The sequence below is a fragment of the Sediminispirochaeta bajacaliforniensis DSM 16054 genome (genome assembly GCF_000378205.1).
In the GTDB taxonomy this organism is placed as follows: Bacteria; Spirochaetota; Spirochaetia; order DSM-16054; family Sediminispirochaetaceae; genus Sediminispirochaeta; species Sediminispirochaeta bajacaliforniensis.
In genome coordinates, this window is record NZ_KB899412.1 from 125521 (window position 1) to 148575 (window position 23055).

The 23055-nt window shown below is 50.2% G+C and carries 24 protein-coding genes; 12 read left to right on the plus strand and 12 right to left on the minus strand.

All coding sequences use genetic code 11. The annotated features are described in order from the left end of the window. The first annotated feature begins 1 nt into the window (after nucleotide 1). The 6 genes from F459_RS0108375 to F459_RS0108400 are packed head-to-tail and all read left to right on the plus strand — an operon-like array spanning nucleotide 2 to nucleotide 3642. Nucleotides 2–841, plus strand: a complete 840-nt coding sequence (locus tag F459_RS0108375; protein ID WP_020612284.1) for a CheR family methyltransferase — start codon at nucleotides 2–4, stop codon at nucleotides 839–841. Beyond that, nucleotides 841–1899, plus strand: coding sequence for a protein-glutamate methylesterase/protein-glutamine glutaminase (locus F459_RS0108380; protein WP_020612285.1), 1059 nt, complete (start codon nucleotides 841–843; stop codon nucleotides 1897–1899). The genes F459_RS0108375 and F459_RS0108380 overlap by 1 nt, the downstream gene beginning before the upstream one ends. Then, nucleotides 1896–2372, plus strand: a complete 477-nt coding sequence (locus F459_RS0108385; RefSeq protein ID WP_020612286.1) for a chemotaxis protein CheD — start codon at nucleotides 1896–1898, stop codon at nucleotides 2370–2372. Before F459_RS0108380 ends, F459_RS0108385 begins: the two co-directional genes overlap by 4 nt. A 27-nt stretch (nucleotides 2373–2399) precedes the next feature. Next, nucleotides 2400–2771, plus strand: a complete 372-nt coding sequence (locus tag F459_RS0108390; protein ID WP_020612287.1) for a response regulator — start codon at nucleotides 2400–2402, stop codon at nucleotides 2769–2771. Nucleotides 2772–2773: 2 nt separating this feature from the next. Further along, entirely contained in the window at nucleotides 2774–3241 is a 468-nt protein-coding gene (locus F459_RS0108395) for a chemotaxis protein CheX (RefSeq protein WP_020612288.1), read from the plus strand. A 2-nt stretch (nucleotides 3242–3243) separates the two neighbouring features. After that, nucleotides 3244–3642, plus strand: coding sequence for a response regulator (locus F459_RS0108400; protein ID WP_020612289.1), 399 nt, complete (start codon nucleotides 3244–3246; stop codon nucleotides 3640–3642). On the opposite strand, the gene F459_RS0108405 is transcribed toward F459_RS0108400, so the two are convergent. Further along, on the minus strand, nucleotides 3587–4726 hold the full coding sequence (locus F459_RS0108405; protein ID WP_020612290.1) for an N-acetylneuraminate synthase family protein: 1140 nt from the start codon (nucleotides 4724–4726) through the stop codon (nucleotides 3587–3589). The genes F459_RS0108400 and F459_RS0108405 overlap by 56 nt on opposite strands. Further along, nucleotides 4702–6147 carry a nicotinate phosphoribosyltransferase gene (locus tag F459_RS0108410; RefSeq protein ID WP_020612291.1) on the minus strand — a complete coding sequence of 482 codons (1446 nt, stop codon included), beginning with the start codon at nucleotides 6145–6147 and terminating at the stop codon, nucleotides 4702–4704. Before F459_RS0108410 ends, F459_RS0108405 begins: the two co-directional genes overlap by 25 nt. A 137-nt stretch (nucleotides 6148–6284) precedes the next feature. On the opposite strand from F459_RS0108410, the gene F459_RS0108415 reads away from it, so the two are divergent. Next, entirely contained in the window at nucleotides 6285–6497 is a 213-nt protein-coding gene (locus F459_RS0108415) for a hypothetical protein (RefSeq protein ID WP_020612292.1), read from the plus strand. A gap of 75 nt (nucleotides 6498–6572) precedes the next feature. Here the strand turns inward: F459_RS0108415 and serS are convergent, their stop codons facing one another. The 3 genes from serS to F459_RS0108430 are packed head-to-tail and all read right to left on the minus strand — an operon-like array spanning nucleotide 6573 to nucleotide 9205. Beyond that, nucleotides 6573–7853, minus strand: a complete 1281-nt coding sequence (gene serS / locus F459_RS0108420) for a serine--tRNA ligase (RefSeq protein ID WP_020612293.1) — start codon at nucleotides 7851–7853, stop codon at nucleotides 6573–6575. Nucleotide 7854: 1 nt separating this feature from the next. Further along, on the minus strand, nucleotides 7855–8667 hold the full coding sequence (proC, locus tag F459_RS0108425) for a pyrroline-5-carboxylate reductase (protein WP_020612294.1): 813 nt from the start codon (nucleotides 8665–8667) through the stop codon (nucleotides 7855–7857). Between the two features lie 55 nt (nucleotides 8668–8722). Beyond that, nucleotides 8723–9205, minus strand: a complete 483-nt coding sequence (locus F459_RS0108430) for a tRNA (cytidine(34)-2'-O)-methyltransferase (protein WP_020612295.1) — start codon at nucleotides 9203–9205, stop codon at nucleotides 8723–8725. A gap of 79 nt (nucleotides 9206–9284) precedes the next feature. Here F459_RS0108430 and F459_RS0108435 point away from each other — a divergent pair, with 79 nt between their 5' ends. Beyond that, complete coding sequence (locus F459_RS0108435; RefSeq protein WP_020612296.1) at nucleotides 9285–9743, plus strand: hypothetical protein; 459 nt, start codon at nucleotides 9285–9287, stop codon at nucleotides 9741–9743. Nucleotides 9744–9764: 21 nt separating this feature from the next. On the opposite strand, the gene F459_RS0108440 is transcribed toward F459_RS0108435, so the two are convergent. Continuing rightward, complete coding sequence (locus F459_RS0108440; protein ID WP_020612297.1) at nucleotides 9765–10283, minus strand: C40 family peptidase; 519 nt, start codon at nucleotides 10281–10283, stop codon at nucleotides 9765–9767. A gap of 44 nt (nucleotides 10284–10327) precedes the next feature. On the opposite strand from F459_RS0108440, the gene F459_RS0108445 reads away from it, so the two are divergent. Beyond that, entirely contained in the window at nucleotides 10328–11602 is a 1275-nt protein-coding gene (locus F459_RS0108445) for a hypothetical protein (RefSeq protein ID WP_020612298.1), read from the plus strand. Here the strand turns inward: F459_RS0108445 and dinB are convergent. Together dinB and F459_RS0108455 are read right to left on the minus strand one after the other, a co-directional pair. Continuing rightward, entirely contained in the window at nucleotides 11544–12746 is a 1203-nt protein-coding gene (gene dinB / locus F459_RS0108450) for a DNA polymerase IV (protein WP_020612299.1), read from the minus strand. The genes F459_RS0108445 and dinB overlap by 59 nt on opposite strands. After that, nucleotides 12743–14863, minus strand: a complete 2121-nt coding sequence (locus F459_RS0108455; RefSeq protein ID WP_245540124.1) for a hypothetical protein — start codon at nucleotides 14861–14863, stop codon at nucleotides 12743–12745. The genes dinB and F459_RS0108455 overlap by 4 nt, the downstream gene beginning before the upstream one ends. Nucleotides 14864–14987: 124 nt before the next feature. On the opposite strand from F459_RS0108455, the gene F459_RS0108460 reads away from it, so the two are divergent. Further along, nucleotides 14988–15497, plus strand: coding sequence for a nitroreductase family protein (locus F459_RS0108460; protein WP_026294959.1), 510 nt, complete (start codon nucleotides 14988–14990; stop codon nucleotides 15495–15497). Here F459_RS0108460 and F459_RS0108465 read toward each other — a convergent pair. Continuing rightward, nucleotides 15482–16573, minus strand: coding sequence for a D-alanine--D-alanine ligase family protein (locus F459_RS0108465; RefSeq protein WP_020612302.1), 1092 nt, complete (start codon nucleotides 16571–16573; stop codon nucleotides 15482–15484). The two genes, F459_RS0108460 and F459_RS0108465, sit on opposite strands and share 16 nt — an antisense overlap. Nucleotides 16574–16645: 72 nt before the next feature. On the opposite strand from F459_RS0108465, the gene F459_RS0108470 reads away from it, so the two are divergent. Continuing rightward, the gene (locus F459_RS0108470) at nucleotides 16646–17725 is read left to right on the plus strand and encodes an AI-2E family transporter (RefSeq protein ID WP_020612303.1); all 1080 of its coding nucleotides are present in this window, start codon (nucleotides 16646–16648) and stop codon (nucleotides 17723–17725) included. Between the two features lie 4 nt (nucleotides 17726–17729). On the opposite strand, the gene F459_RS0108475 is transcribed toward F459_RS0108470, so the two are convergent. Next, nucleotides 17730–19244, minus strand: coding sequence for a UDP-N-acetylmuramoyl-L-alanyl-D-glutamate--2,6-diaminopimelate ligase (locus tag F459_RS0108475; protein ID WP_020612304.1), 1515 nt, complete (start codon nucleotides 19242–19244; stop codon nucleotides 17730–17732). Nucleotides 19245–19310: 66 nt separating this feature from the next. On the opposite strand from F459_RS0108475, the gene F459_RS0108480 reads away from it, so the two are divergent. Further along, nucleotides 19311–20951: a DNA adenine methylase gene (locus tag F459_RS0108480; protein WP_245540125.1), complete on the plus strand. Its 1641-nt coding sequence runs from the start codon at nucleotides 19311–19313 to the stop codon at nucleotides 20949–20951. Between the two features lie 82 nt (nucleotides 20952–21033). On the opposite strand, the gene hflC is transcribed toward F459_RS0108480, so the two are convergent. Together hflC and hflK are read right to left on the minus strand one after the other, a co-directional pair. Then, entirely contained in the window at nucleotides 21034–22032 is a 999-nt protein-coding gene (gene hflC / locus F459_RS0108485) for a protease modulator HflC (protein ID WP_020612306.1), read from the minus strand. Then, nucleotides 22029–23012, minus strand: a complete 984-nt coding sequence (hflK, locus tag F459_RS0108490) for an FtsH protease activity modulator HflK (protein WP_020612307.1) — start codon at nucleotides 23010–23012, stop codon at nucleotides 22029–22031. The genes hflC and hflK overlap by 4 nt, the downstream gene beginning before the upstream one ends. Nucleotides 23013–23055 lie beyond the last annotated feature (43 nt).

Below are 23055 nucleotides of genomic sequence, written 5' to 3' on the forward strand. Positions count from 1 at the left end.
TGTGGATGGGCTGATAGAGATAAGTGAAAAAGAGTTTCGGACTCTTGCGGATCTCATTTATCGTACGGTAGGAATACATCTCACCGATAAGAAAAAGATGCTGGTTCGGGGAAGGCTGAACAAGGTAATCAGAAGGCTCGGCTTCTCATCTTTTGAGGAGTATTTTCATGCTCTCGAGTCGGATACCAGCGGAAAGAATATCAGCGAACTTATTGACAGAATATCGACGAACCATACCTATTTTTTTCGTGAAAACGACCATTTTGATTTTTTTTGTGAAACCGTTGTTCCCTGGCTAAACGAGATTATGGCAAAGAAGGGAAATCGGGATCTTCGGATATGGAGTGCAGGATGTGCTTCGGGGGAGGAGGCTTATACCCTTGCCATGTTGCTTGCCGAAACCTATGGTTCCGATTATTTTTCTGCGGGTGCTCCTATTCTTGCTACCGACGTTTCTTCTACCGCCTTGAACGCGGCACTTTTGGGATCGTACCCCTTTGAGCGGCTGAAAGATGTTCCAAAGCTTTTTTTGCAAAAATACTTCACAAAGCTGGGAGGGGATCGTTATCAGGTTAAGGAAGTTTTGAGAAGATTAGTTCTTTTTAAACGATTCAACTTCAATAACGAGCATTTCCCGTTTCGAAACGCTTTTCACGTTATTTTTTGCCGCAATGTGATGATTTACTTTGACCCTCCCACAAAGGACAGGCTGATAACGAAATTTCAGCGTTTTTTGGAGCCGGATGGTTTTCTTTTTATCGGGCATTCGGAAACTTTGGGGCGAAGTCACCCTTCGTTTCGGTATATCCGGCCGGCTACGTACCGGAAAGGAGCGGTGTGATGGTACAGCACAAGATTCGTGTCCTGATTGTCGATGATTCGGCTCTTGTCCGATCGATCTTGTCGAAGGGCCTTTCTCAGGATCCTTCCATCGAGGTGGTCGGTGTTGCTCCCGATGTGTATGTCGCTCGGGACAAAATTGTGCTCTTAAAGCCTCATGTCGTTACCCTCGATGTGGAAATGCCGAGGATGGACGGTGTGGAGTTCCTCAAGCGCCTGATGCCGCAATATCCGATTCCGGTTGTTATGGTATCGGCCATGACCGCTCCCGGCGCCCGGGTGACCTTGGATGCTCTGGAAAACGGAGCTGTCGATTTTGTTTTAAAACCCTCTTCCAGTTTTGGAAATAATCTGGAGGATATGCTGGGTGAACTTATCGAAAAGATCAAGGCTGCCTCGGTTGTCGATGTAAGTCGATTTAAGGGCCGTTTCCATGCTAAACGGCTCCGAAAACAGGTAAGCGGGGTTTTAAGTGGTTCGACAGATAAGGTTGTCGCTATCGGGGCCTCTACCGGCGGAACCGTAGCGCTTCGTCAGATTGTTGAGGCTTTTCCTTCCGATATGCCTGGAACGGTGATCGTTCAACATATGCCTCCGAAATTCACAAAGATGTTTGCCGATAAGCTTAACGAGATTACGGATGTTGAGGTAAAGGAGGCTGAAAATGGCGATAGAGTACTTCGAGGCAGGGTTCTTGTCGCTCCCGGCGGCTATCATATGGAGATAGTCCGGTCCGGCGGCCGCTATATTGTTAGGATTAAGGAGGGCGACAAGGTAAACGGGCATTGCCCCTCTGTTGATGTTTTGTTTGATTCCGTTGCCGAACATGTAGGACCCAATGCAGTGGGTGCGCTTCTGACCGGAATGGGAAGGGATGGGGCGGATGGTCTGCTGCGGATGAAGAATAACGGGGCTCGTACCATTGCACAAGATGAAAAAAGCAGCGTGGTGTTCGGTATGCCGAAAGAGGCGTGGGAAAACGGTGGAGCTGAAAAACTGGTTTCTCTTGAAGAGATTCCGAAGACCTTGGTCTCCATTTTGAAGGAGCTCGATAGATGAGGTTGGATGTGGGCATCGGAGAATTTGGGGTTAGTGCTCGTCTCGAAGATGAGATTAAAACCTATGCCCTTGGTTCTTGTGTGGCTGTTATCGCCTATGATCAGGAACGACATGTTGCCGGTTTGATCCACATAGCTCTACCCGAAGCAAAGGTTAATCTCGATAAAGCCAAAAAGCGGCCGGGATATTTTGCAGATAGCGGCTTGCCGATTTTTCTTCAAGCCTTGGAAAGGCAGGGCGCAAACAGGCGAAAGCTCAGGATAAAATTGGCAGGTGGTGCCAGCATTATGGATGAAAATCGACAGTTTGATATCGGCCGGAGAAATATGATAGCCATTAAACGTTTTCTCTGGAAAGTTGGGCTCGGCGTGCTTCGCGAGGATGTAGGCGGTACGATCAGCCGGACTGTTCGGATCGAAGTTAAGACGGGAGAGGTGACTATTTCTAATGCGAAGTCAGTATGGAGTTTATAGTTTTCGTACCGAGGGGAGTGTGAAAAGATGCAGTTGAAAAGCATTCTTATTGTAGACGATTCCGCTACTTCTAGAATGATAACAAAGCGTTGTTTTATGATGGCGGGGTTTCAGGATATTATTTTTCACGAGGCAGAGGACGGACTGAACGCAATGACGTTTTTGAACGACCGGCTCGTTGATTTGATTGTCACCGATCTGCGTATGCCGAAAATGGATGGAAAGACCTTTGTTCGGAAGTTGAACATGGGAGAACGCACTGCTTCAATTCCCGTTATCGTGCTATCGAGTATGGGCAATGAGCAGATGGAAAAAGAGTTGGGGGAAGATCAAGTCCTTGCCATCATACGAAAACCACTCTCACCTGCCAAGATTGCCGAAGTTTTGGAAGGGGAGTAGGCATGGAAACACTCTGTACTTCAGATCGTATTGAGAAAGCCCTTATTAATGCTATTGCTCTGACGTTTGCCGATATGAGTTTTCTCGATGTTCAGCCGGCTTCCGATAGCGGTGAGCTTGAAGACGGCCAGCTTCTACACATTACCTTTGTCGCTCCGATATCCGGTGGAATGATATTAATGCTTCCTCTGGAGTTGAAACGGCAAATCGTTGAGAATGTTCATGCCGCTTCATGGGAAGATTTAACTACTGCCCAGATCGACGACTGCCTTCTTGAGCTGCTGAATGTTCTTGCCGGTAATTTTCTTCAGATTCTTTTCGGCGAAGAAACGAAGATAAATCTTTCATTTCCCGAAGTGCTTTTCGAACGGTCGGAAGTGAACCACTGTGAAAGGTATTCCGATTACTATTTTAGCGCCGAGGGAACACTTCTTGTCGTTTCGGTATATGCTCATGAAACTGGAGAGTGATCATGAAAATTTTGATTGTCGAAGATGATTTTGCAAGTAGAAAGTTGATGGAAAACCTGCTGAAAGAGTTCGGCGACTATGATTCGGTGGTTGATGGAGAGGAAGCCCTCCAAGCCTTCAGAATCAGCCTTGAGGATAAAACTCCCTATGATCTCATCTGCCTTGATATCATGCTTCCGAAACTGGACGGTCAGACCGTGTTGCGGGAGGTCCGAAGGATAGAAGAGGAACGCGGCATTTTGGGACTGGACGGTGCAAAGGTGATTATGACTACCGCTTTAGGTGATGCCGTGAATGTCATGACCGCCTTTCGGAGTCAGTGTGAAGGCTATATCCAAAAGCCGATTACGAAGGAGAAGTTGGTATCAATGATGCTCGATCTGGGGCTCCTTGCCCGCTGAAGTGGCGCCAGTTGATTCCTTCTCCGTTTCTTATCGGGCATACGGCTGTTCTTCCCAAAACAAGGTCCCAGAATTGTCCCGGAAGTCCGGGCCTCATATTGGTTTCGCTGCGAAGAAGCGCAATATTTTCCGTCGTAAAAGCTTCCTTCTCTTCAATAGTTTTAATCGCCATGATCGAACGGTTCGTCGTGGCATAATACCTCTTTTCCGACCTGCTCAGCACTTTTTTTCCGTTTCCCATTACCGCTTTGACCCTTTCGGTGCCGTATCGATCGGAAAGGGTTTGCAGTACCTCCTGTGGTTCCATGCTCTGTGATTTCCTGACCTGTAATACCATGGTTCGAAACTCCGCAGGATTAAGGGCTATCGGATCGTCGAGGCCCTTTCCCTTCTTATCCAGGGTGAAGTGTTTCTCTATGACCACTGCTCCGAGGGTTGTGGCGATGACGGGGATAAGGATGGGATCTGTGGAATGGTCGGAAACTCCCACGGGAACGCCGAAGAGGGAGGATAGGTGAGGAATGATCGCAAGATTATACTCGGCGGGATCGGCCGGATAGCTTGTAACACAGTGCAAGAGCACCGTCTCTTCGGTCCCGCAGATGTCGAGGGCGGCTTCGATATCCGAAAGGGTTGAGACCCCCGTGGAAAGTATCCTTGGGATACCGGCAAGTGCTCTCAGAAGCGGAACATGGTTGAGTTCCGGAGATGCAATCTTTACCGTCCGTACCCCGATCTCCCGTAGAATTGCGGCGCTTTGCACACCAAAGGGAGAACAGAGGAACTCAACCCCGTATTTGGTACAGCGTTCTGATAGCTCCCTATAGAACTCGGGGGGGCGCTCAAGTGCTTTGAACCGCTGAAAGATCGGTGTTGCCCCCCCGGGAAGGGTGATGGATCCGCTGTCGGGATGAAGAATCTCATCGGCAATAATGAGCTGAAACTTTGCACAGTCGGCTCCCGATTCTGCCGCCGCGGCGATAAGCTCGTCCGCTTTTACCATATCACCATGGTGGGCCGAACCAATCTCCGCAACGATCCAGGGGGCGGCGTTCGTCTTTATTTTCCGTTTTCCGGCGACCACTCTTCACTCTCTTCTATCATATGTAGTTTGAGCTTTTTCAAGGCAGATGTCAGCGATACCTTATAGATATGGGGATTAATGATACGCTTATAGGTTCTATCGAATTGAGAAAGCCCATCTTTTACCCTTTGCTGTATTTCCGGCAGTGTTTCCTTGGGCGCAATAACCTTGCCCTTTTCGATCTGTTTTTTGAGTAGCGGCTTGATAGTATCGTAGGAATCCAGAATGAAATGGGCGTTTTCATACATTGGATGGTAGAACCGATAGGCTCTCCCCGGGGCAATCTGCTCTTCGTCAAGGGCTATAAGATCGGCAATCGCCATATTCTCCGCATCAAAAAATCGCCAGACCTGCTTAATACCAGGGTTCGTGGTTTTTTCGGCGTTATTTGATAGCTTTATTGTCGGTACCATCTTGCCGCCGACCTCTTTCGCACCAAGTTTATACACGCCGGCAAGGCTTGCTTCCGAGCCTCCTGTAACCAGATGGGTGCCGACACCCCATGAATCGATCGGCGCACCATCGGACATAAGCTGATGGATGATTTCCTCTGTCAGATCGTTTGAGACGGTGATGGTACAATCTTCAAGGCCCTCTTTGTCGAGTCGTTTTCGCACCTTCTGACTTAAATAGGAGAGGTCTCCGCTATCAAGCCTGACTCCGATTGATTTACCTTTTTTCTTCATCTCTTTTCCCACTATGACGGCGTTTTCGATGCCGCTTCCTAGAGCGTCATAGGTATCGATGAGGAGTATTGCGTTGTCCGGATAGGTTTCTGCAAAGCTGCGGAAGGATTCAAGCTCATTGGGGAATGCCATCACCCAGGAGTGGGCCATGGTCCCTTTTACGGGGATATTGAAAAGCTTTCCTGCCAGGGTATTGCTTGTGGCCGCTGCTCCGCCGATGAACGCGGCCCTGCTCGCCGAAACGGCCCCGTCCCAGCCTTGGGCACGTCTGAGTCCGAACTCCAGGATAAGCCCTTCCCTGGATGCATTATAGATTCTTGCCGTTTTTGTTGCGATTAGGGTCTGGAAGTTGAGGATATTGAGAAGAATGCTTTCAATAAGTTGTGCTTCTATGAGATTCGCTTCGACCCTTACTATTGGTTCTCCGGGAAAGATAACCGTCCCTTCATTCATCGCATAAAGATCCCCGCTGAAACGAAATGTTGATAAATAATCAAGAAAATCCTTCTTAAAGATCCCCAGGGAATCGAGATAATCGATCGCCTCTTGGTCGAAGGAGAAACGGCTGAGGGTCTCGATCAGATCTCCAAGACCTGCAAAAATAGAATAGCCGCCGGAAAAGGGATTGCGGCGAAAAAACATGTCGAAAGAGACCTGTGGATTGTTTCCAAGCAGATAATATCCCTGCATCATGGTTAACTCATACAGGTCGGTAAGAAGTGCTGAGTATTTCATCTTTTTAGTCCTTGAATTAGTAATGATGGCTTCTATTATAACGCTCTTTTCTTTTTTTTTTCTACTCGACAGAGGCGCATAGGTTCAGTACTATTTACAAAAGATGTCCGCGAAACCTCAGACAAGGAGTGGAGAATATGATTTCTATCGTATGTGATGTCTGCAAAAAGGCTGTACCAAATGCCATGCCGGGGAAAAATTTTATCTATGTTACCGATAAGGCGATCTGCAAAAGCTGCGAAGCGGAGCTTGAAGAAAAAACAAGGGCCGCGCTTACAAAAGATCCCCAGTACTCCCTGGCGGGTTTCCAGTCTCACTATCTTGGAATCCTCAGAAAAATGTGCGGTTAAGCCTACCTGCTGACGCAAAAAGAGGCTGCTTCTTTTATGTGAAGCAGCCTCTTTTTATCAAGAATTTTTGTTGATTTATGTTTCGCGAGCCTTGATTTCCGAAAAACCGGTGTAAGGAACCAGTTTTTCCGGGATACGTATCGATCCGTCTTTCTGTTGAAAGTTCTCCAGGATGGCGATGATTGCTCTACTTACGGCTATCGCCGTACCGTTGAGCATATGGAGGTAGCGATTACCGCTTTCGGTTTTCATTCTGACACCGAGACGCCGGCTCTGATAGTCGGTACAGTTGCTGGTGCTTGTCACCTCTCCCCATTCACCGTCATCTCCCCGGCCGGGCATCCACGCTTCGATATCGAACTTTCTATAGGCTGGGGCTCCGAGGTCGCCGGTACAGGTATCGACGATGCGGTAGGGGACTTCCAAACCCTGAAAAATTTCTTCTTCTATGGCAAGCAGCGAATGATGCATTGCTTCGCTCTCTTCCGGGGTGCAGTAGACAAACATTTCAACCTTTGTGAACTGGTGCACCCGATAGAGTCCCTTCGAAAACTGTCCCGCGGCCCCGGCCTCTCTTCTGAAACAGTGCGAGAGACCTGCCAGTTTAATGGGAAGCCTCTGCCCGTCAATCAGCTCCCCGGCATGATAGCCCCCCAGGGTAATCTCTGCGGTACCGACGAGACAGGTGCCGGTACCCTCCAGGGTGTAGATGTTGCTCTCTTCACCCCGGGGGTTGAAACCTATCCCCTCGACGATCTCTTCCCGTGCCAGATCCGGGGTGATCGTCGGGGTGAAGCCATGCCCGGTAAGGATATCCAGGGCATAGCGGACAAGGGCAAGTTCGAGAAAAACCCCTTCGTTCCGCAGGTAGTAGAATTTCTGGCCTGTCACCCGACTGGCCGTTTCAAAGTCGACGATATCAAGGGCGGAGCCCAGTTCCACATGGTCCTTTGACGGAAAATCAAAGTGAGGAACCGTTCCCCAGCGTTTGATCTCCAGGTTGTCTTTGTCCTCTTTACCGACGGGAGCATCGGGGTGGGCCATATTCGGAATAGCCGAGGTGTAACGCTGCAAGGCTGTTTCGGTCTCTTCGAGGGCTTTTTCAAGCTCGGCGATGGAGCCTTTGAGTCCCTTACCGTCTTCAATGAGCTTTGTCCGCTCCTCCTGGGATAGTTTTCCCTTCATCGCCCGGGCGTTCTCGTTCCTGGCCCTTCGTTTTTCCTCGACGGAACGCAGCAATTCATTGCGTTTGTCGTAGAGCCTGACGGCTTCGGCGGCATCAACCTTCATATGCCGGTTGATGATGTTTTGCTGAACCTCTGCAAGATGTTCTTTTACGAATTTCATTTCAAGCATATCATGCCTTTCCTTTTTCCATGGTCTCTGCTTTTTCCGTAGCACAACGTACCGCATCCATGATAAGAGAGGTAAAAGCCCCTTTCTCCAAGGCTGCAATACCCTTTATGGTGGTTCCTCCTGCGCTTGTTACCCGGGTTATCAGTTCGGCAGGGTTCGCCCCGGTCTCTTTTACCAGTTCTGCCGCCCCAAGGAGTGTTTCTACGGCAATGGTAAGGGCCTTGGGGTAGGGAATGCCATTTTCTGTCCCTCCCAGCGCCAGGGCATGAATAAAGGAAAACACATAGGCGATACCCGAACCGGAGAGCCCGGTAAATGCCGAGATAAGCGATTCGTCAAGCAATACGGCATCTCCCAAAGATCCGGCAACGGTTTGAGCCTCTTCGAGAAAATCGGGATCGGTTCCCTCGAGAGCGGCAACGGCGACGATACTTTTGCCTATTTTTGCCGCGATATTAGGCATGAAGCGGATCACCGAGCTTCCCGGAAAAAGATGTTCTATCGTCTGAATCGATCGACCCGCCGCAATCGAGATGAGCCGGAGTCCTTCGCAATCCTTGCCGATTTCCCGTGCAAGGCCTTCAAGGTGCTGTGGCTTTACGGCAAGGACCATGGTTCCCGATTCTTGTTTGACTGTCTGAATTACATCCTTCGGACTTTGGGCAAAGGTTCCGCCTATCTCTTCTGCCAGCGCCTGACCGGTCTTGCGGTTGATATCAAAGAGAACAATTCCGGTTGAGGGATGAGCGGCATGAACACCTGTTGCAATGGCCGTCCCCATCACCCCTGTACCGATAATTCCTATGGTATGCATCTTTCTCTCCTTTTAGCTAAAGAGAGTACCATGCCGATTTATCAGTGAAAAGAGGTTAATCCAATCCTCCTTTTTCCATGAGGCCGGGGAAGTCGTGTTGCCGATAGGCTTCATAGGCCATGATGGCGACGGCGTTTGAGAGGTTCAGTGACCGGGCCTCGGCGACCATAGGGATCCTGACGGTTGTGTCCCGATGCATCTTTAGCATTTCTTCGGGAAGCCCTGCCGTTTCTTTGCCGAAGAGAAGAAAGAGGCGATCGGGATAGCTGATGTGATCGTAGCGCAAGGGGGCCTTTTTCGAAACAAGGTAAAGGTTTTCGTTTCCATAGTCGTTGAGAAAGGCTTGAAGGCTGTCGTGATGATGCACCTTTAAAAGATGCCAGTAATCGAGTCCCGCTCTTTTGAGATAGCGGTCCGATGTGGAAAATCCAAGGGGATGAACGAGGTGAAGATCGGCCCCGAGAGCACCACAGGTGCGGGCGATGTTTCCTGTATTTTGTGGAATCTCCGGTTCCACCAGGACAATATGCAAATCCATGTCGCTCATTGTAACGAGCGGGGCTTCTTTCGTCCAGGAAATCGATTGCCCTCTTCTTTTTCGGTTGGTACTATAAGCTATGGAAGATATAAAGCGGTTTCGTGTAAAGAAGCAGGAAAAGGATGATGATGTCTATTTTTCCATTGCCTGGTCTCATCTCACCAAAGCCGAACGCTATACAATTTTAGGTTCGGCTCCTTCCATGGCAGGGGTCTATGAACTCTATTACCGGGAGCCGGGAGGGGCCCTGAAACAGCTTTTTTTCCAGATGGCATGGTATGGCGGTATTCGGGAACATCTGCGACGGGACATCGACCCCACACTCCTGGATGATGCCCCCATTCAAAAGGCAATTGTCGAGGTCAATTCCTGCTTTTTTCGTTATTCGCTTATGGAAGATATCCACGACATGGAGGATCTCTGTTTTTTCTTTTCCCGAAAAGCTCCTCCCGACAAAAAAGAACTGCCGAGTCACTCCGGTCGTTATCGCAAAATTTATGTTCGGGAAATAGATTCTGACCGTCTGGTTACCTTCTAGATCGCTATCGGTTTTTCTATGTTAATAGTGTCTCACAAGTCGCAGCCGTGCCACGCTGAAAAGGTCGCTTCTGTTTTTTTCCACGTTGCGTTTTTCCACGGAATTCGTGTAGCCGCTTGCTTCGAGGAGCAGAAACTCTTGTTCACTTACCGCAATAATAAGCGCGACATGGGTGATTTCCCCCGTTTCCGACTGAAAGAAGGCGAGATCTCCAGGCATCGGATCTGAAATGGGGCTGGAGTACTGGTGGGCAAGTTCCTGTGCATTTGCATCCCCGAAGGGAATGTCAAATTCCGATGCCTCCACGGCCTTGCTGTAAAGATAGACGATAAGGCCGGAACAGTCGAAGGCGGCAGGGCCCTTTGCTCCGAAACGATAGGGAGTACCGATCAGCAGGATCCCCTGTTCCACCGCCGCCTTTCGTATCCCGGCAGGGGCATCCGAGCTTATGTCGATTGGGACCAGCGTGTCGATGATGATCATGATTACGGCAAAGATGAGAAGCCCGACTACCACCATGATGTGTCGTGAACGGTCCATAAATTCTGTATACCACAATTCTCCACCATGATACAATGGCGCCGATGAAGCGTTACTGCCTTGTTGTTCTGCTGCTTGAGCTTTCCTTTTTTTCCTTATCGGGTCAAGATTGGGACCTTGCCTTGAAACTGGCTCCAAAAGATGCTCTTCTTCTCGCCGACAATGTACCTGTCTATCCTATTACGATCGAGACGCCTGAGGCGGTAAGGCTGTATCGCTTCACAGCACGCTTCCCCGAGGTGTTGAAACTCTCCGCACCGGGATATCGTGATCGCCTGCTCCGCCATCCCTCGCTTTCCGGCCCTCTTAGCAGATTGCGTCCCCGAATGGATCTCCAGGTCAAATTGGAACCTCGTTCTTCTTCGCTTGGCTTTATAGGCTTTATTCAGACGGGGAGTCAGCCGAAAAGTGTGCTTTTTGTGGAGGGGGGAAGGAGAATTGCCACGGCCCTTTTGGATGGTTCGGGAATAGAGGTTTTCGACAGCTCCAGCTTCGAAGCCGTTGCCTCCTCGTCTCCGGCCCTAAACGATGCCGATCGACTCGGTTTTGTAGAGATGGTGGAGCTACCCGAACGGCGTGAACTTTGGGTCTCACAGATGACGACCGGAAAGATTCACATCTTTGAAACCGGGGCCTATCGTTTCAAGCAATCGATTTCCGCCGGAGGCCGTTGGCCGAAGGTCCTGATTACCGATCCTTCGCATAGTAAGGTCTATGTCTCTCACTGGACCGGCCGAAGCGTTGCCGAAATAGATGTTGCCACCCGTAGGGTCCTCCGCACCTTTTCTGTGGATGGCATTCCCCGCGGCATGGCGATTTCCCCTGACGGAGAAAAGCTCTATATTGCAAATTTCAGCGATGGCAATATTGAGGTCGTCGATCTTTGCACCGGGGAGGGGCACAGTATAGAAACAGGACCGGGCGCCATGCGCCATCTTGTTATCGATACCGCCGGGCGGCGCCTCTATTTTTCCGATATGTATTACGGCAGTGTCGGAAGCATCGATACAAGGACGGAGCGGCTCCTTTGGCGGCGGAGAATCGGGTCGAATGTAAACACCATTGCCTTAGATTCGCAGGAACGCTGTTTGTACGCCTCTGTCAGGGGGAAAAACGGGCCACGAGGCTATCTTTATGCTGGAGATGAGTTCGGATCTCTTGTCCGTCTTGATGCACGATCGGGCAGGGTTCTCGACATGGTGTGGGGAGGAAATCAGCCCACGGGACTGGACCTTTCACCCGACGGATCCCTGCTTGCCTTTAGTGATTTTCTCGATCATCGTCTTGAACTTTACCAGGTCGAAGAAAACGCGCCTTAATAATCTTGTTTCCCTTCTTGCGGATATTCAATACCGCCTCTTCCACCTGTTTTTTTCGTTCCCAGGGATCTTCAAAGAGGTCGGATTGACTTGCACCATGCTCGCTTAGACCGGAAACGCCGATACCTATCAATCGGATATCCGATGTTCCGTCCCATCGCCACTGTAAAAGTTGCTGTGACAATTCAAAGAGCTCTTCGGCGGAGGAGAGTGATCGTTTAAGGGTCTTTTGTGCGGTTGTTGTTTTAAAATCGGAAAAACGCACCTTGATAAAGGCTGTGTATGCCTTTCCCTTCTCGGAGAGAAGGCGAAAGAAAACCTGATGGGAAAGATCCAGCAACACCGTGTGGATAAGCTCGTGGTCGTGGGTGTCGTGCGGGAAGGTCGTTTCGTTGCTGATCGATCGACTTTTCGGTTCGTCGGTAAAGATTCCCGGATCAATTCCACGACACGCACGATAGAGAAAGGCTCCTGTTCCATCCCCCAAAAGCCTTTTCAGATTCTGTTCCGAAAGGCTTCTAAGCTCTTTGACGGAACGGATATTCAGATCGTTAAGCCTTTCCAGGGTTTTTTTCCCCAATCCCCACAAGGCTCTCAGTGTGAGGGTATCGATAAATGCTTCTTCATCACCGGGGAGAATCCGTACCAGGCCGTCGGGTTTCCCAGCTTCCGAGGCAAGTTTCGCAAGGAAGCGGTTCTGGGCAATACCAATCGATATCGTGAGATCCGTAGTTTCCCGTACCAGCTCCTTGATGCTGCGCGCCACTGCCTCGGGCGGCCCAAAAAGCCGTTCGGTGCCTGTAAGATTGAGAAAAGCCTCATCAACAGAGATTTGTTGAATCTCCGGTGTGAATCGGGAAAACAGGGCCATGATGGTACGGCTTACCTCCTGATAACGTTTCATCCGTACCGGTAAATAATGGGCCTTGGGACAACGGCGGTAGGCTTCCGAGATAGGCATTGCGGAGTGGACACCGAAACGGCGGGCTTCGTACGAGCAGGCGGAAACGACCCCTCGTCCACCCGGAGCGGCTCCAATGATTACTGGCTTTCCCTTTAGCTCCGGCTTATCCGCCTGTTCCACCGAGGCGTAGAAAGCATCCATATCAACATGAAAAAAGATCGGTTCACACCGCCTGCTCATTTGAGTGGCACCGACTGTCGAAGTATCGTCGAAGCGTGAACATCGAAGCCATTTCTATCAAAATCGGGAAGCGGGAGTCTTGCTTCCGGATAATAGAGTTCCAACTCCAGTGTTCCCGCAAAATTCCTGGGAAGGGTAACATCAAGAGTAAAAGGGAGAGAAGGAAAATTTTCTATAAGGAAACGAACCGATTTTCTGTCGGCCGCCATTGACCACTGCCTGGACGCGTCGAGAACCGTAAATGGCTCTTCGCTTCGAATAACGGCTGTCAATGTAGCCGCCGGCCCCTCTCCCTTCATATCGATTGAATAGCTTTTTCTCGATAAGAAAGGCTCCGATTCGATCTCGACGGTAAGGGGAAAGGTTTCGACCGATTGTGTAATAACGTCTTCGGTCCCTTCGATGGTATGGCCGTCGATCTGAAAAGCGGGTATTGGAATAGGGCTGGTAAAGATGAGATCGGCTTGTTTCTCGTTCGGCAAGAGTTCCTGTTCGATATTCAAGGGCAGCTTACTATTCTTGGGAAGAGGCGAGGCCTTAAGAATGTATATTCCGGAGATAACGGCGGAACTCATTGCAACAAGTTCCAGGCCGATTGTTATCGCTTTCGTGATTTTGGGTGAAGGATGATGAAAAAGGTAACGTATCCTGATAGTCATCAACAGATAGGGTAAAAGATGGACCGCCATAATGAGATTTCCCAAAAACGGTGAGAGAAGAAGAAACTGTACGGCCCTGTAGGCTGGAAGCGTAAAGATACCGTAGAGCCCCAGGACCATGGGAAATAACGACAGCAGCAGAAAGCAGAGTTTGAGCATTCTGTGACGGACGATGGTAAAGAAAAAAACGCAGACAAAGGTCGAGATGATAAAAGAGGTAAGGCCTATATCGAAGAATGAGATGATTATAATATCGGCCAGAAGAAAGAAAAGGGCCGATGCCGAATAAAAGCTTCCTCTTCGACTAAAGGGCAAGCGTCCGAAAAGACGGTGATTGAGAAAGAACAAAAGACTTGCAATTGAAATTTTAAACCAGAGAAAGGCCGATGGATGGACCCTCCAGAGCTGATCATTGTCGCGAACTATTCCTGCGACTCCAAGAAGAAGCGTTGAGAAAAGCAAAAACACAAACAGGGCGGTGACCAAGAGAGGAATGGACCACACATGTCGCAAAAGGGTCTTTAGATACTTTTTGAAGCGGCCTACCGCTATGAAGGGATAGGTAAGAATGCCGGCAAAAACAACAAGGAGAAAGAGCAGGTAGTTTCGTTCCGAAATAATGAGGCTTTTATGACGATTTCCGAGTATGAGGTAGTGATTATCCTGGTATGAAGGAATCGGCTCCTTCCCTGTAAGCGAGCGGAGAAAGAGGGCCACGTTCCCTTCTTCCCAATGCCCTGTTCCCTTTCCCCGAATTTCGATGGCGGGGTAACCCGCCTGAAGATATGGATCGATGGGGGAGGGCCCGTCCTGTAAGTCGAGGCGGTTGAGTCTCGTCTGTGCATCGGCAAAATACCAGGGGGAAGCCGAATCATTCAGGGCTTTCCTGATCTTGGCATACAGCCATGAGGGGGAAGGCTTCCCCGATCCTGCCGGTATAACGGCCAGCGTTGCCGGAGGCGTGGGAAAGGAGAGGTAGACGAACATGACCGGCTCTTTGGGATAGAAGGTTTCGAGAAAGGTCAGAGAACCCGCAGGAAGGAATCCCTTCCCGTCGGGGCCAGGTTCTGTCTCTTCGGTCGATCGCAGGAAAAGCCGGTCGGAAAGGGGATCAGGAGGAGGAAACTCTCCTCCGAGAAAAAGTACCTCGACACTTTTTGCCCCGGGCTTCGATGCCGCCTCTTTCACTATCTCCAGTCCCGCCTCTATACCTGCGGAATAATCTTGTTCCTGCGTTGCTCGATAGGGATGATTGAGGGGGACAAGAAAAATAACGGTTCCCAGTCGCGGCTCACTTCCTTGGATATGTACCGAAATCGAAACGCTTTGGGAAACAACAGGCCCCTCTTCCTGCGTAAGCAACTTGGGATCCGTCCCGTAGCTACGGAGTATCTCCAGCAGGGAGGCGACGGCTCTTTTTTCTCCTTCGCTATTTTCATAGCGCGGAAAGATTGACATGTGATAAGATTGCACCGGGAAAGAGATGAGAAAAAAAAGAAAGGGCAAAAGAAGCTGCTTGCTTTTCATTTTTTCTAACCATACGGGGTTGATGCCTTGAGGTCAAGCGGATAGGATGGAAGATATGCAGGTGTTGCGGGAAATCGCAGAAAGACGGACAACAAGGGGTTTTATTGATGAGGTACTGGATCAGGAGACCATAGATAGAATCCTTGAAGCCGGCAGACGGGCTCCATCAGCAAAAAACCGGCAACCGTGGCGTTTTATTGTCATACGTTCCCAAGCCGTTCGGGAAAAGCTCTACGATGCCGCCTACCAGCAGGATCATGTCGGCGAGGCTCCGGTTATTATTGCACTTTGTTCCACCAATGTAGACTACAGAATGCCCAACGGCCACGATTCCTATCCCATGGATATCGCCATTGCCGCGTCGTTTATGATGGTTCAGGCCGAGGCCGAGAATGTGGGAAGCCACGCTTTAGGGACCTACAATGAGACCATTGTTAAGGAAATCCTTTCGGTCCCTTATTCCATGCGGGTGCCCCTTCTTTTGCTTCTGGGAAAGAGCCGCCACCGCCCCCCCCTCGGAGAGCGGAAGCCCCTGTCTCAGATTGTTGCTTACGACCACTGGTAGGATTTTGCCGCTCGTATCTTGTGACGATCGGCAGCGAGATGCAGTAGCCTTGTTAACAGCTCCCCATAGGCCACACCCCCGTTTTCACACATCTTGGGGAACATGCTGATTTTCGTAAAACCCGGTATGGTATTGATCTCGTTGAGAAGCACTTTTCCCGTTGTCTCTTCATAAAAGCAGTCTACCCGTGCAAAGCCCTCAGCCTCCGCGACCCGATAGGCCCGTGCACTGATCTGTCTCACCATTTTTTGCTGCTCCTCGTTGAGGGAGGATGGGATGAGTAAATTTGCCCCATCCGGATCACGATACTTGGCATCATAGTCGTAAAAATCGTGAGACGGGATGATCTCTCCCGGAGCAAATGTAGTAAGTTCCTGATTGCCGATAACCGAACACTCAATCTCTTTAGCCTTTACCGCGGGTTCTATCAAAAGCTTGTCGTCGAAGGAGAAGGCCTTTTCTATTGCCTCATACAGCGCCTCTTCCGTTTCGCAGCGGGAAACCCCGACCGAAGAACCTGCTCTTGAGGGTTTTACAAAAAGCGGAAAGGAGAATCGATCGAGGGCCCTGCGAACGGACGCTGCCGCACCTTTTGAGCGCTTCCAGCTGGCCTCCCTCAATTCTTCAAAAGGCACCACCGGTAAGCCTGCCTGAATCCATATGCGTTTGACGGCGGCTTTATCCATACAAAGGCTGCTTCCAAGCACGCCCGCTCCCGCATAAGGAAGATCGCAGAGTTCCAGAAGCCCCTGTACGGTTCCGTCTTCTCCGAATGTTCCGTGCAGGACCGGAAATACAAGCTCGATATCCAGCGGTTTATCCATTGTACGAAGGCCTCCAGCGGGAACAGCATATACCCTGTTCTTTTCTTTTCGCTCTACCGCGAAACCGCCCTCTTTATCGTCATACAGGGGCTGCGGTTGGAAAAACCACGCCCCATCCTTGTCTACGGCAATGAGAAGGACATCGAATCGTTCTGTATCTATATGCTTGAAAACCGATGCCGCCGATACCAGGGAAACCTCGTGTTCTCCCGATTTTCCACCGAACAGCAGCGCAACTTTGATCTTTTCCATGGCATTGACATTCCTTTTCTTTGTGTATGACTATTAGGTAGGATGAATCGTCAAAAAAAGCAAGGGGGCTGTGTGGCTGAACCAACCGATCGTTACTTAGTTCGTGTAAAAAAAAGAAGGGCCAAACTGAAAACAGCTTTCGATCCTGCTGGTTTGGCAATCTTAGCCTATTTCCTTCTCTTTTGTCTTGCCTATATCTTAAGTCCGACCATTACCGGTGCTCTTACCCTCGGATGGTACCTTTCCCTGATTATCGAAGTACCGGCCCGAATACTTTACAAGATCAAGATTTTTCCCTACCGTCTCGCCATCACTCTTTCTTCCCTTATTATCTTTTCGATTCTCATTTTCGGTATAAGCGGGATTATTCCCATCATCCTTGATGAAGGACGTAAGCTCTTTCCTGTTCTTCGCGATTCCTTTAGCTCCTTCTCCGTTCCGGATTTTTTTCGGCAGAATCCCTTTGGCCAGGAGCTTATGGACGGCATCAGGCAGGCCGTTTCCAGCTTAATGCAGAAAACCGCCGAGTTGGGGGTGAGCATCGTCAATGGTATCTTTCAGCGCCTGCCGGGGATCTCAACTTCGCTTATTATTTTTGTCATTACCGCGGCCTACTTTACCTCCCTCTTACCGGTTTTTAAGAAGAACCTTTGGCGTTTTCTACCCGCCTCGGGCAGAGAGCGTGCACGCTCCTTCCTCTCTGAGGTCTACGGTGATATCCGTCATTTTATCGCGGGACAGATGATTGTCGCCCTTTTTGTCGGTATAGCCGTCTGGCTGGGAATGCTTTTTGTAGGAATCCCCTATGCGATGTTTATTGGATTCCTTTCCGCTCTTACCAATTTTATTCCATATATGGGGATCATTGTGGCCGCCGTCCCTTCTCTCATTCTTGGTCTCAGCCACGGCGGATTGATCGGGCTTTTAAAGGTGACGCTGGTCCTCGTTGCGGTCAATCAGTTCGAAGGATGGGTTTTGAGCCCGAAGATACAGGGAAGCAGGATGAAGCTCAACTGGTTTGCCATCATCCTTGCGATTTTGCTTAGCGGAACGCTACTCGGAGTCGTCGGTATTCTCATTGCGATCCCTTTGGTCGTCTTCTTTAAACGTTTCTGGGTGTGGTATGTCCAAGAGGCCTTGCAGAGAATGTGACCGCCTATTCCCCTTTCCCGGTAAGCTCTCGCAGGAGTTCTCTCGCCCTTTCCTCCTCGTCCCAGGGGACCGGGCCGTCTGCATAGATGATGGATCCTTCATGTCCTTTTCCCAGAAGAAGGATGCAGTCATCCTGCTTCATCATGGAAAAGGCGTAGCGCATTGCCTCTTTTCTATTCTCGATCAAAAAGAGGTTTTTCCCTTTCGTTTTGTTGCGGCACCCCGAAGCGACTTCCTGCAGAAGGGCCATCGGATTTTCTCCCCTCGGATCTTCGTCGGCCAGGACGATGACATCGCAATACTCGTCGGCTATGGAGCCGAGAATGGGCCGTTTTTCCAGATCTCGTTCTCCGGCCGAAGAGAATAGGGCAAAGAGCCGGCCCCTGACAAGGGGGCGAATGGCCGGAAATAATCGCCTAAAGGCTCCCGGAGTATGGGCATAATCGACGATAACCTGAAACGTTTGTCCCTCGTCCACCGGAACCATTCGTCCTTTCACCGCTTTGAGTCCCGGAAAAAGCGGCTCCAATGCCTTAGGCTCAATCTCTTCCAGCTCGCAGAGGGCCGCGCTTGCCGCAAGGATGTTGTCTACATTAAACCGTCCCGCCAGGTTGAGCTCGACTCGTGCCTCGCCTGCCGGGGCCTCTAAGGTAAAGGCAATGGATGCCGGGGTTTCTTCGATACCACGGGCCCTGTAATCGGCCTTCATTGCTCCCGCTGCGCTATAGAAGGAGATCGACCTGCAGCCGGATGCAGCTCCGGCAAAAAGATTGTGGTTCGTATCGTCGATATTGATAACGGCTATACCCTGGTTTTTTCCCGTCATGCGGAAAAGGTTGGCCTTGTCGTCCATATACTGTTCCATGGTGCCGTGAAATTCCAGATGTTCATGGCTGATGTTCGTGATCACCGCCGCATCGTAACGGATGTCTCCCAAACGATTGTTTTTGGGAGAGAGACCGTGGCTGGTGGATTCAATGACCGCGTGGCTGCAGCCTGCCTTCACCATGGACCTGAGGGCCTTGTGGATCTCGGTGGCCTCGGGAGTCGACTGCCGAAAATGGTTCTTTACCGATTCTCCCCCCGTATTGAACTGGACCGTGGAGAGGAAACCGCATTTCAGCCCCATACCGGTCAGGAGTTGATGAAGAAAGGAAACGGTCGAACTCTTTCCGTCGGTACCGGTAACCCCGATCACCTTCAGAGCCTCCGAAGGATAATCGTAGAAGGCCGCCGCTATCGGACTCATGGAGGTCCTGCTGTTCGTTACCTGCAGATATGCGATCTCCGGGTGATAGAGGGGAAGGGGAACCTGATGGACTACCGCTCTTGCCCCCGCGGCAATTGCTTGTTCGACAAAGGCATGGCCATCCGCATGAAGGCCGGGAAGGGCAAAATAAAGGTCTCCCTCGCATGTATTCCTGCTGTCGTAACTTAGCCCACTGATGAGGGCGTCGGTTTTACCGTTTCGTGCTTCTATGTTGATATCACCTGTGATTGCTGATAGGCTCTTTTTCATATTGGCATCCTATCAGCTGCTTGTGCTTTGAGCAATAATGGGGGAGTGAGTGTGCACGAGGCTTATGTGACAGATCAGCTTATTGCCTACATCGGAAATAAACGGCGCCTTCTTCCTTTTTTTAATGATGTATTTGCAGAGCTTGAGAAGCTTACCCCGATTAGAAACTTTCTCGACCCCTTTGCCGGTAGCGGAGCGGTGAGCCGGCTTGCAAAAAGCAGGGGCTACCGTGTCCTCGCCGGTGATCTTGAGGAGTATTCAAGGCTTCTTGTTTCCGCTTCAGTGGCTCCTTCCCCTAAGGTGGCCGAGGAGCTGCTTGCTCCCTTCGGCGGCTTTTCATTGTATGCGACGCTTCAGCGGATTGGAGAACAGGAAAGCCCGAGCTTGCAGTCCTACATCAGTCGCTATTATGCTCCCGCGTCCACAGAACATGCCGATTATCGCCGCGAGCGGCTTTTCTATACCAGAGAGAATGCCCTTTTCATCGATAGGGTTCGTGAGCATATCGAAACCCTGATCCCTGGCAATCCTACCGAGCCGAACCTGCGTCTGGCCAAGGATCTGATGATTGCCCCGCTCTTGTACGAGGCTGCTACCAAGGTCAACACATCGGGGGTGTTTAAGGCGTGTCATAAGGGTTTCGGAGGCCATGGCCGGGATGCCTTGAAGCGGATCACCTCGCCGTTGCGTCTCTCCGTCCCTCCGCTTATCGCCGGGCCTTCCGGCTCGGCTGCCTTTCGCTGCGATGCAGCAAGGCTCTTATCCGAATATCCCTTTGATCTCTGCTACATCGACCCTCCCTACAATCAACATCAGTACGGTAGCAACTATCATCTGCTCAATACCATCGCCCTCTGGGATAAACCCCCGATCGGAAACGATTTGGATGCAGCAGGGCATCTTATTCATAAGGCGGGAATCCGTTCCGACTGGAAGGCCACCCGCTCGGCCTTTTGTTCGAAATCCACGGTGGCAGGGGCTTTTCGGGAACTTATGGAACTATCACATGGCCGTCTGATGGCTTTTAGTTACAGCAGTGATGGAATTTTTCCCCTTGAAGAACTCTTCGATCTCTTGAGCCAATATGGATCGGTATCGGTCTACAGCAGCGACTACACCGTTTACAGGGGAGGGAGGCAAAGCCCGACAAAGTCGAATCGAAATATCGAGCTTCTCTTTGTCGTCGACAGGGGATCGGGCGGATCTCGGAACCCTGCCGGTCATAATCTTTTACACCGGCTCCTCCTTCTCCGGGAAGTCGAATCTCTATTGTCCGAGGCCTTTGTTCCTCAGCGGCTTATCTCCTGTTTTCGTACTTCAGCGGATCAGGTGGAACTGTGTTCCGGATTCTCGATAAAAAGCGACCGCCTTTACCGTTTCTCCCTTTTTCCTGGTGAAACACTGGACCGTCTTCGTGAAGAGAAGCTGGAGCAGGTGATAAAAGGGCTGAAAGATGCTCGATGCAGAGACAGGATGGAAGAGGCCGAAGTCCTTCGACGGCTGATCATTGAGCAGCCGAAACGGGGAGATGAACGTCGACTTATTTCCTGCTTGAGAAAAATGGCCCATAAAAAGTATCGGGCCCTCTGGGAAACGGAAGTGGCAAAGACAAAAGAGCTTATCGTCGAAGATCCGATTCGTTTTTCCTCCCTGAAAGCGGAGCTTTCGGCTCTCGAGGCTCTTGCCCATCGCCGGTTCTCCGGCTGATCACCAGGATTCGGTACACTATGGGGAGCACAAAAAAACCGGCGGCAAAAGCCGCCGGTTCTACTCTATTCCGAAAGCGACTCTATCGCCCGTCCTCGTTGTAGAGATAATTGAAGTATTCCATATCTGTGCTGAGTGTCTTGTTGAATTTCGGAAGGGTCTTTCGATAGCTTTCGATGCTTCTCCAGAAATTAAAAAAATTAGGATCGGTCTCATAAGCATCTGCATAGATCGTCGTTGCCGTTGCGTCTGCGGTACCCTTAATGGTCTCCGCCTCTTCGTAGGCCTTGGAAAGGATCTGCTTTTTCTCGTTTTCAAGACGTCCAAGCAGAATCGCTTTCTGCCCTTCACCGTAGGAGCGGTAGGCTTCGGCAATCTGGTTTCGTTCCTTTTTCATTCTTTCATAGACGCTGTTGGTCAACTCATCGGAATATCGTATCTGACGAAGTACCACATCTATCAACTCTATTCCGAATTGAGGCATAAGTTCCGCCGTCGCACTGAACATATCCCGACTGAGCTGCTCTCTGCCCCTGCTTACTTCCTCATAATTTTGATTCGTAAAGGTAAGCTTTTTCAACTCTTCAAGGTTAACTTCATCCTGGCTGACCGCACTATCTCCCTGGCCAATAGTGGGAACGCGGTCGATATCGTTGATGATATTGCTGTTTCGCACAGCTTCCCGTAGGTTGTTCTGACTGATAACGGTACGTACCGAAGAGTCGATGATGCCGTCAAGCCTGGAGTATCCTCCCTCAAGGGTGGAAAGTGATTCGTAGAATTTTTTGGGATCATTGATACGCCATCGAGCGGTGGTGTCGACCCAAATAAACTGATTCTCTTTTGTGGGAATCCGCTGTGCATCTCCATCCCAACCAAGTATTCGTTTCGGATACTTAACCACGTTATCGATCAGAGGGATCTTAAATTTCAGGCCCGCATTCTGTTCCACATCCACAATGGCTCCGAATCGAGTGACTACAGCCTGTTCCCCTTCGTTGATCACATAAAAGGGGCCGATGAGCACGAAAATGATAAAGGCGATAAATACGACGACCAAAACTGTTACAAGCTTTTTCACTGCTGACCTCCCGCCTGCTGGAGGCTCTTTAAAGGAATGAAGTTTTGGAGATGCTTATCAATCAGGTCGGTACCCTCGGCATCGGCAAAGGTGTCTTCCATCATTTCGATGTAAAGGCGCCGTTTGGTGATTTCAGGACTCTTTCTGTATTCACGCTCCACCGAGAGAAATCGGGCAACATCACCGTTTGCCTGGTTCTCGCGTTCCGCCGCATAACCATGGGCTTCCTGGGTTATCCGTTGAGCCTGTCCCCGTGCCTTGGGAATTTCCTTGTTGTACTGCTCTTTCCCCTCGTTGATGAAGCGTTCCATGTCCTGAACCGCCGCATTCACATCCTCAAAGGCTTCCTGTACCTCTCCCTCAGGGGGTACGGTATTTTGCAGTTTGACCGTAGTCACCGTTATGCCGAGGCCGTACTGATCATACTTCTGCTGCATCAGCTCTTGGGCCTGGATTTCGATATTACTCCGTTCCGAACCGATGACATCAAGGATGGCTCGGTCTCCCACAAGCTGGTTGATTATCGATTGGCTGATATCCCGAATCGTCTGGTTTTGATCGTTTACGTTGAACAGCCACGCCTTGGGATCGGAAATGCGGTACTGGATGATCCATTCGACATCGATGATGTTAAGATCCCCGGTAAGCATGATCGATTCTTCTGGAAAGTCTCCAGGGGCATAGATTGTATCGATTCCCGACCGCTGCGTTCGGAAACCGAACTCTTTTTTCTGGACAACCTGGGTCGGTACATTATAGTTATGTTCGATTCCGAAAGGCATTTTAAACTGGAGCCCCGGCCCTACAATCCTATTAAATTTACCGAGCCTTAAAACGACAGATTGTTCGCTTCCGTCGACTTTGAAAAAGCTCGACATAACGCTGCCTACAACGGCGATCACAATGATCGCAATAATCACCAGACGGGGACTGAGAGTGATTTGCGGCCCCTTGCCTGGCGTAACATCGCGTTCTGGCATACTACCTCCTTTGGTCAGAGTATTCCTTTTTACAAGGTAGCTT

Excerpts from the sequence above, each read along its gene's own strand:
- F459_RS0108380 (WP_020612285.1), top strand. The coding sequence starts at position 841 with ATGGTACAGCACAAGATTCGTGTCCTGATTGTCGATGATTCGGCTCTT.
- F459_RS0108385 (WP_020612286.1), top strand. The coding sequence starts at position 1,896 with ATGAGGTTGGATGTGGGCATCGGAGAATTTGGGGTTAGTGCTCGTCTC.
- F459_RS0108390 (WP_020612287.1), top strand. The coding sequence starts at position 2,400 with ATGCAGTTGAAAAGCATTCTTATTGTAGACGATTCCGCTACTTCTAGA.
- F459_RS0108395 (WP_020612288.1), top strand. The coding sequence starts at position 2,774 with ATGGAAACACTCTGTACTTCAGATCGTATTGAGAAAGCCCTTATTAAT.
- F459_RS0108400 (WP_020612289.1), top strand. The coding sequence starts at position 3,244 with ATGAAAATTTTGATTGTCGAAGATGATTTTGCAAGTAGAAAGTTGATG.
- F459_RS0108410 (WP_020612291.1), bottom strand. The coding sequence starts at position 6,147 with ATGAAATACTCAGCACTTCTTACCGACCTGTATGAGTTAACCATGATG.
- F459_RS0108415 (WP_020612292.1), top strand. The coding sequence starts at position 6,285 with ATGATTTCTATCGTATGTGATGTCTGCAAAAAGGCTGTACCAAATGCC.
- serS (WP_020612293.1), bottom strand. The coding sequence starts at position 7,853 with ATGCTTGAAATGAAATTCGTAAAAGAACATCTTGCAGAGGTTCAGCAA.
- proC (WP_020612294.1), bottom strand. The coding sequence starts at position 8,667 with ATGCATACCATAGGAATTATCGGTACAGGGGTGATGGGGACGGCCATT.
- F459_RS0108430 (WP_020612295.1), bottom strand. The coding sequence starts at position 9,205 with ATGGATTTGCATATTGTCCTGGTGGAACCGGAGATTCCACAAAATACA.
- F459_RS0108435 (WP_020612296.1), top strand. The coding sequence starts at position 9,285 with ATGGAAGATATAAAGCGGTTTCGTGTAAAGAAGCAGGAAAAGGATGAT.
- F459_RS0108440 (WP_020612297.1), bottom strand. The coding sequence starts at position 10,283 with ATGGACCGTTCACGACACATCATGGTGGTAGTCGGGCTTCTCATCTTT.
- F459_RS0108445 (WP_020612298.1), top strand. The coding sequence starts at position 10,328 with ATGAAGCGTTACTGCCTTGTTGTTCTGCTGCTTGAGCTTTCCTTTTTT.
- dinB (WP_020612299.1), bottom strand. The coding sequence starts at position 12,746 with ATGAGCAGGCGGTGTGAACCGATCTTTTTTCATGTTGATATGGATGCT.
- F459_RS0108455 (WP_245540124.1), bottom strand. The coding sequence starts at position 14,863 with ATGTCAATCTTTCCGCGCTATGAAAATAGCGAAGGAGAAAAAAGAGCC.
- F459_RS0108460 (WP_026294959.1), top strand. The coding sequence starts at position 14,988 with ATGCAGGTGTTGCGGGAAATCGCAGAAAGACGGACAACAAGGGGTTTT.
- F459_RS0108465 (WP_020612302.1), bottom strand. The coding sequence starts at position 16,573 with ATGGAAAAGATCAAAGTTGCGCTGCTGTTCGGTGGAAAATCGGGAGAA.
- F459_RS0108475 (WP_020612304.1), bottom strand. The coding sequence starts at position 19,244 with ATGAAAAAGAGCCTATCAGCAATCACAGGTGATATCAACATAGAAGCA.
- hflK (WP_020612307.1), bottom strand. The coding sequence starts at position 23,012 with ATGCCAGAACGCGATGTTACGCCAGGCAAGGGGCCGCAAATCACTCTC.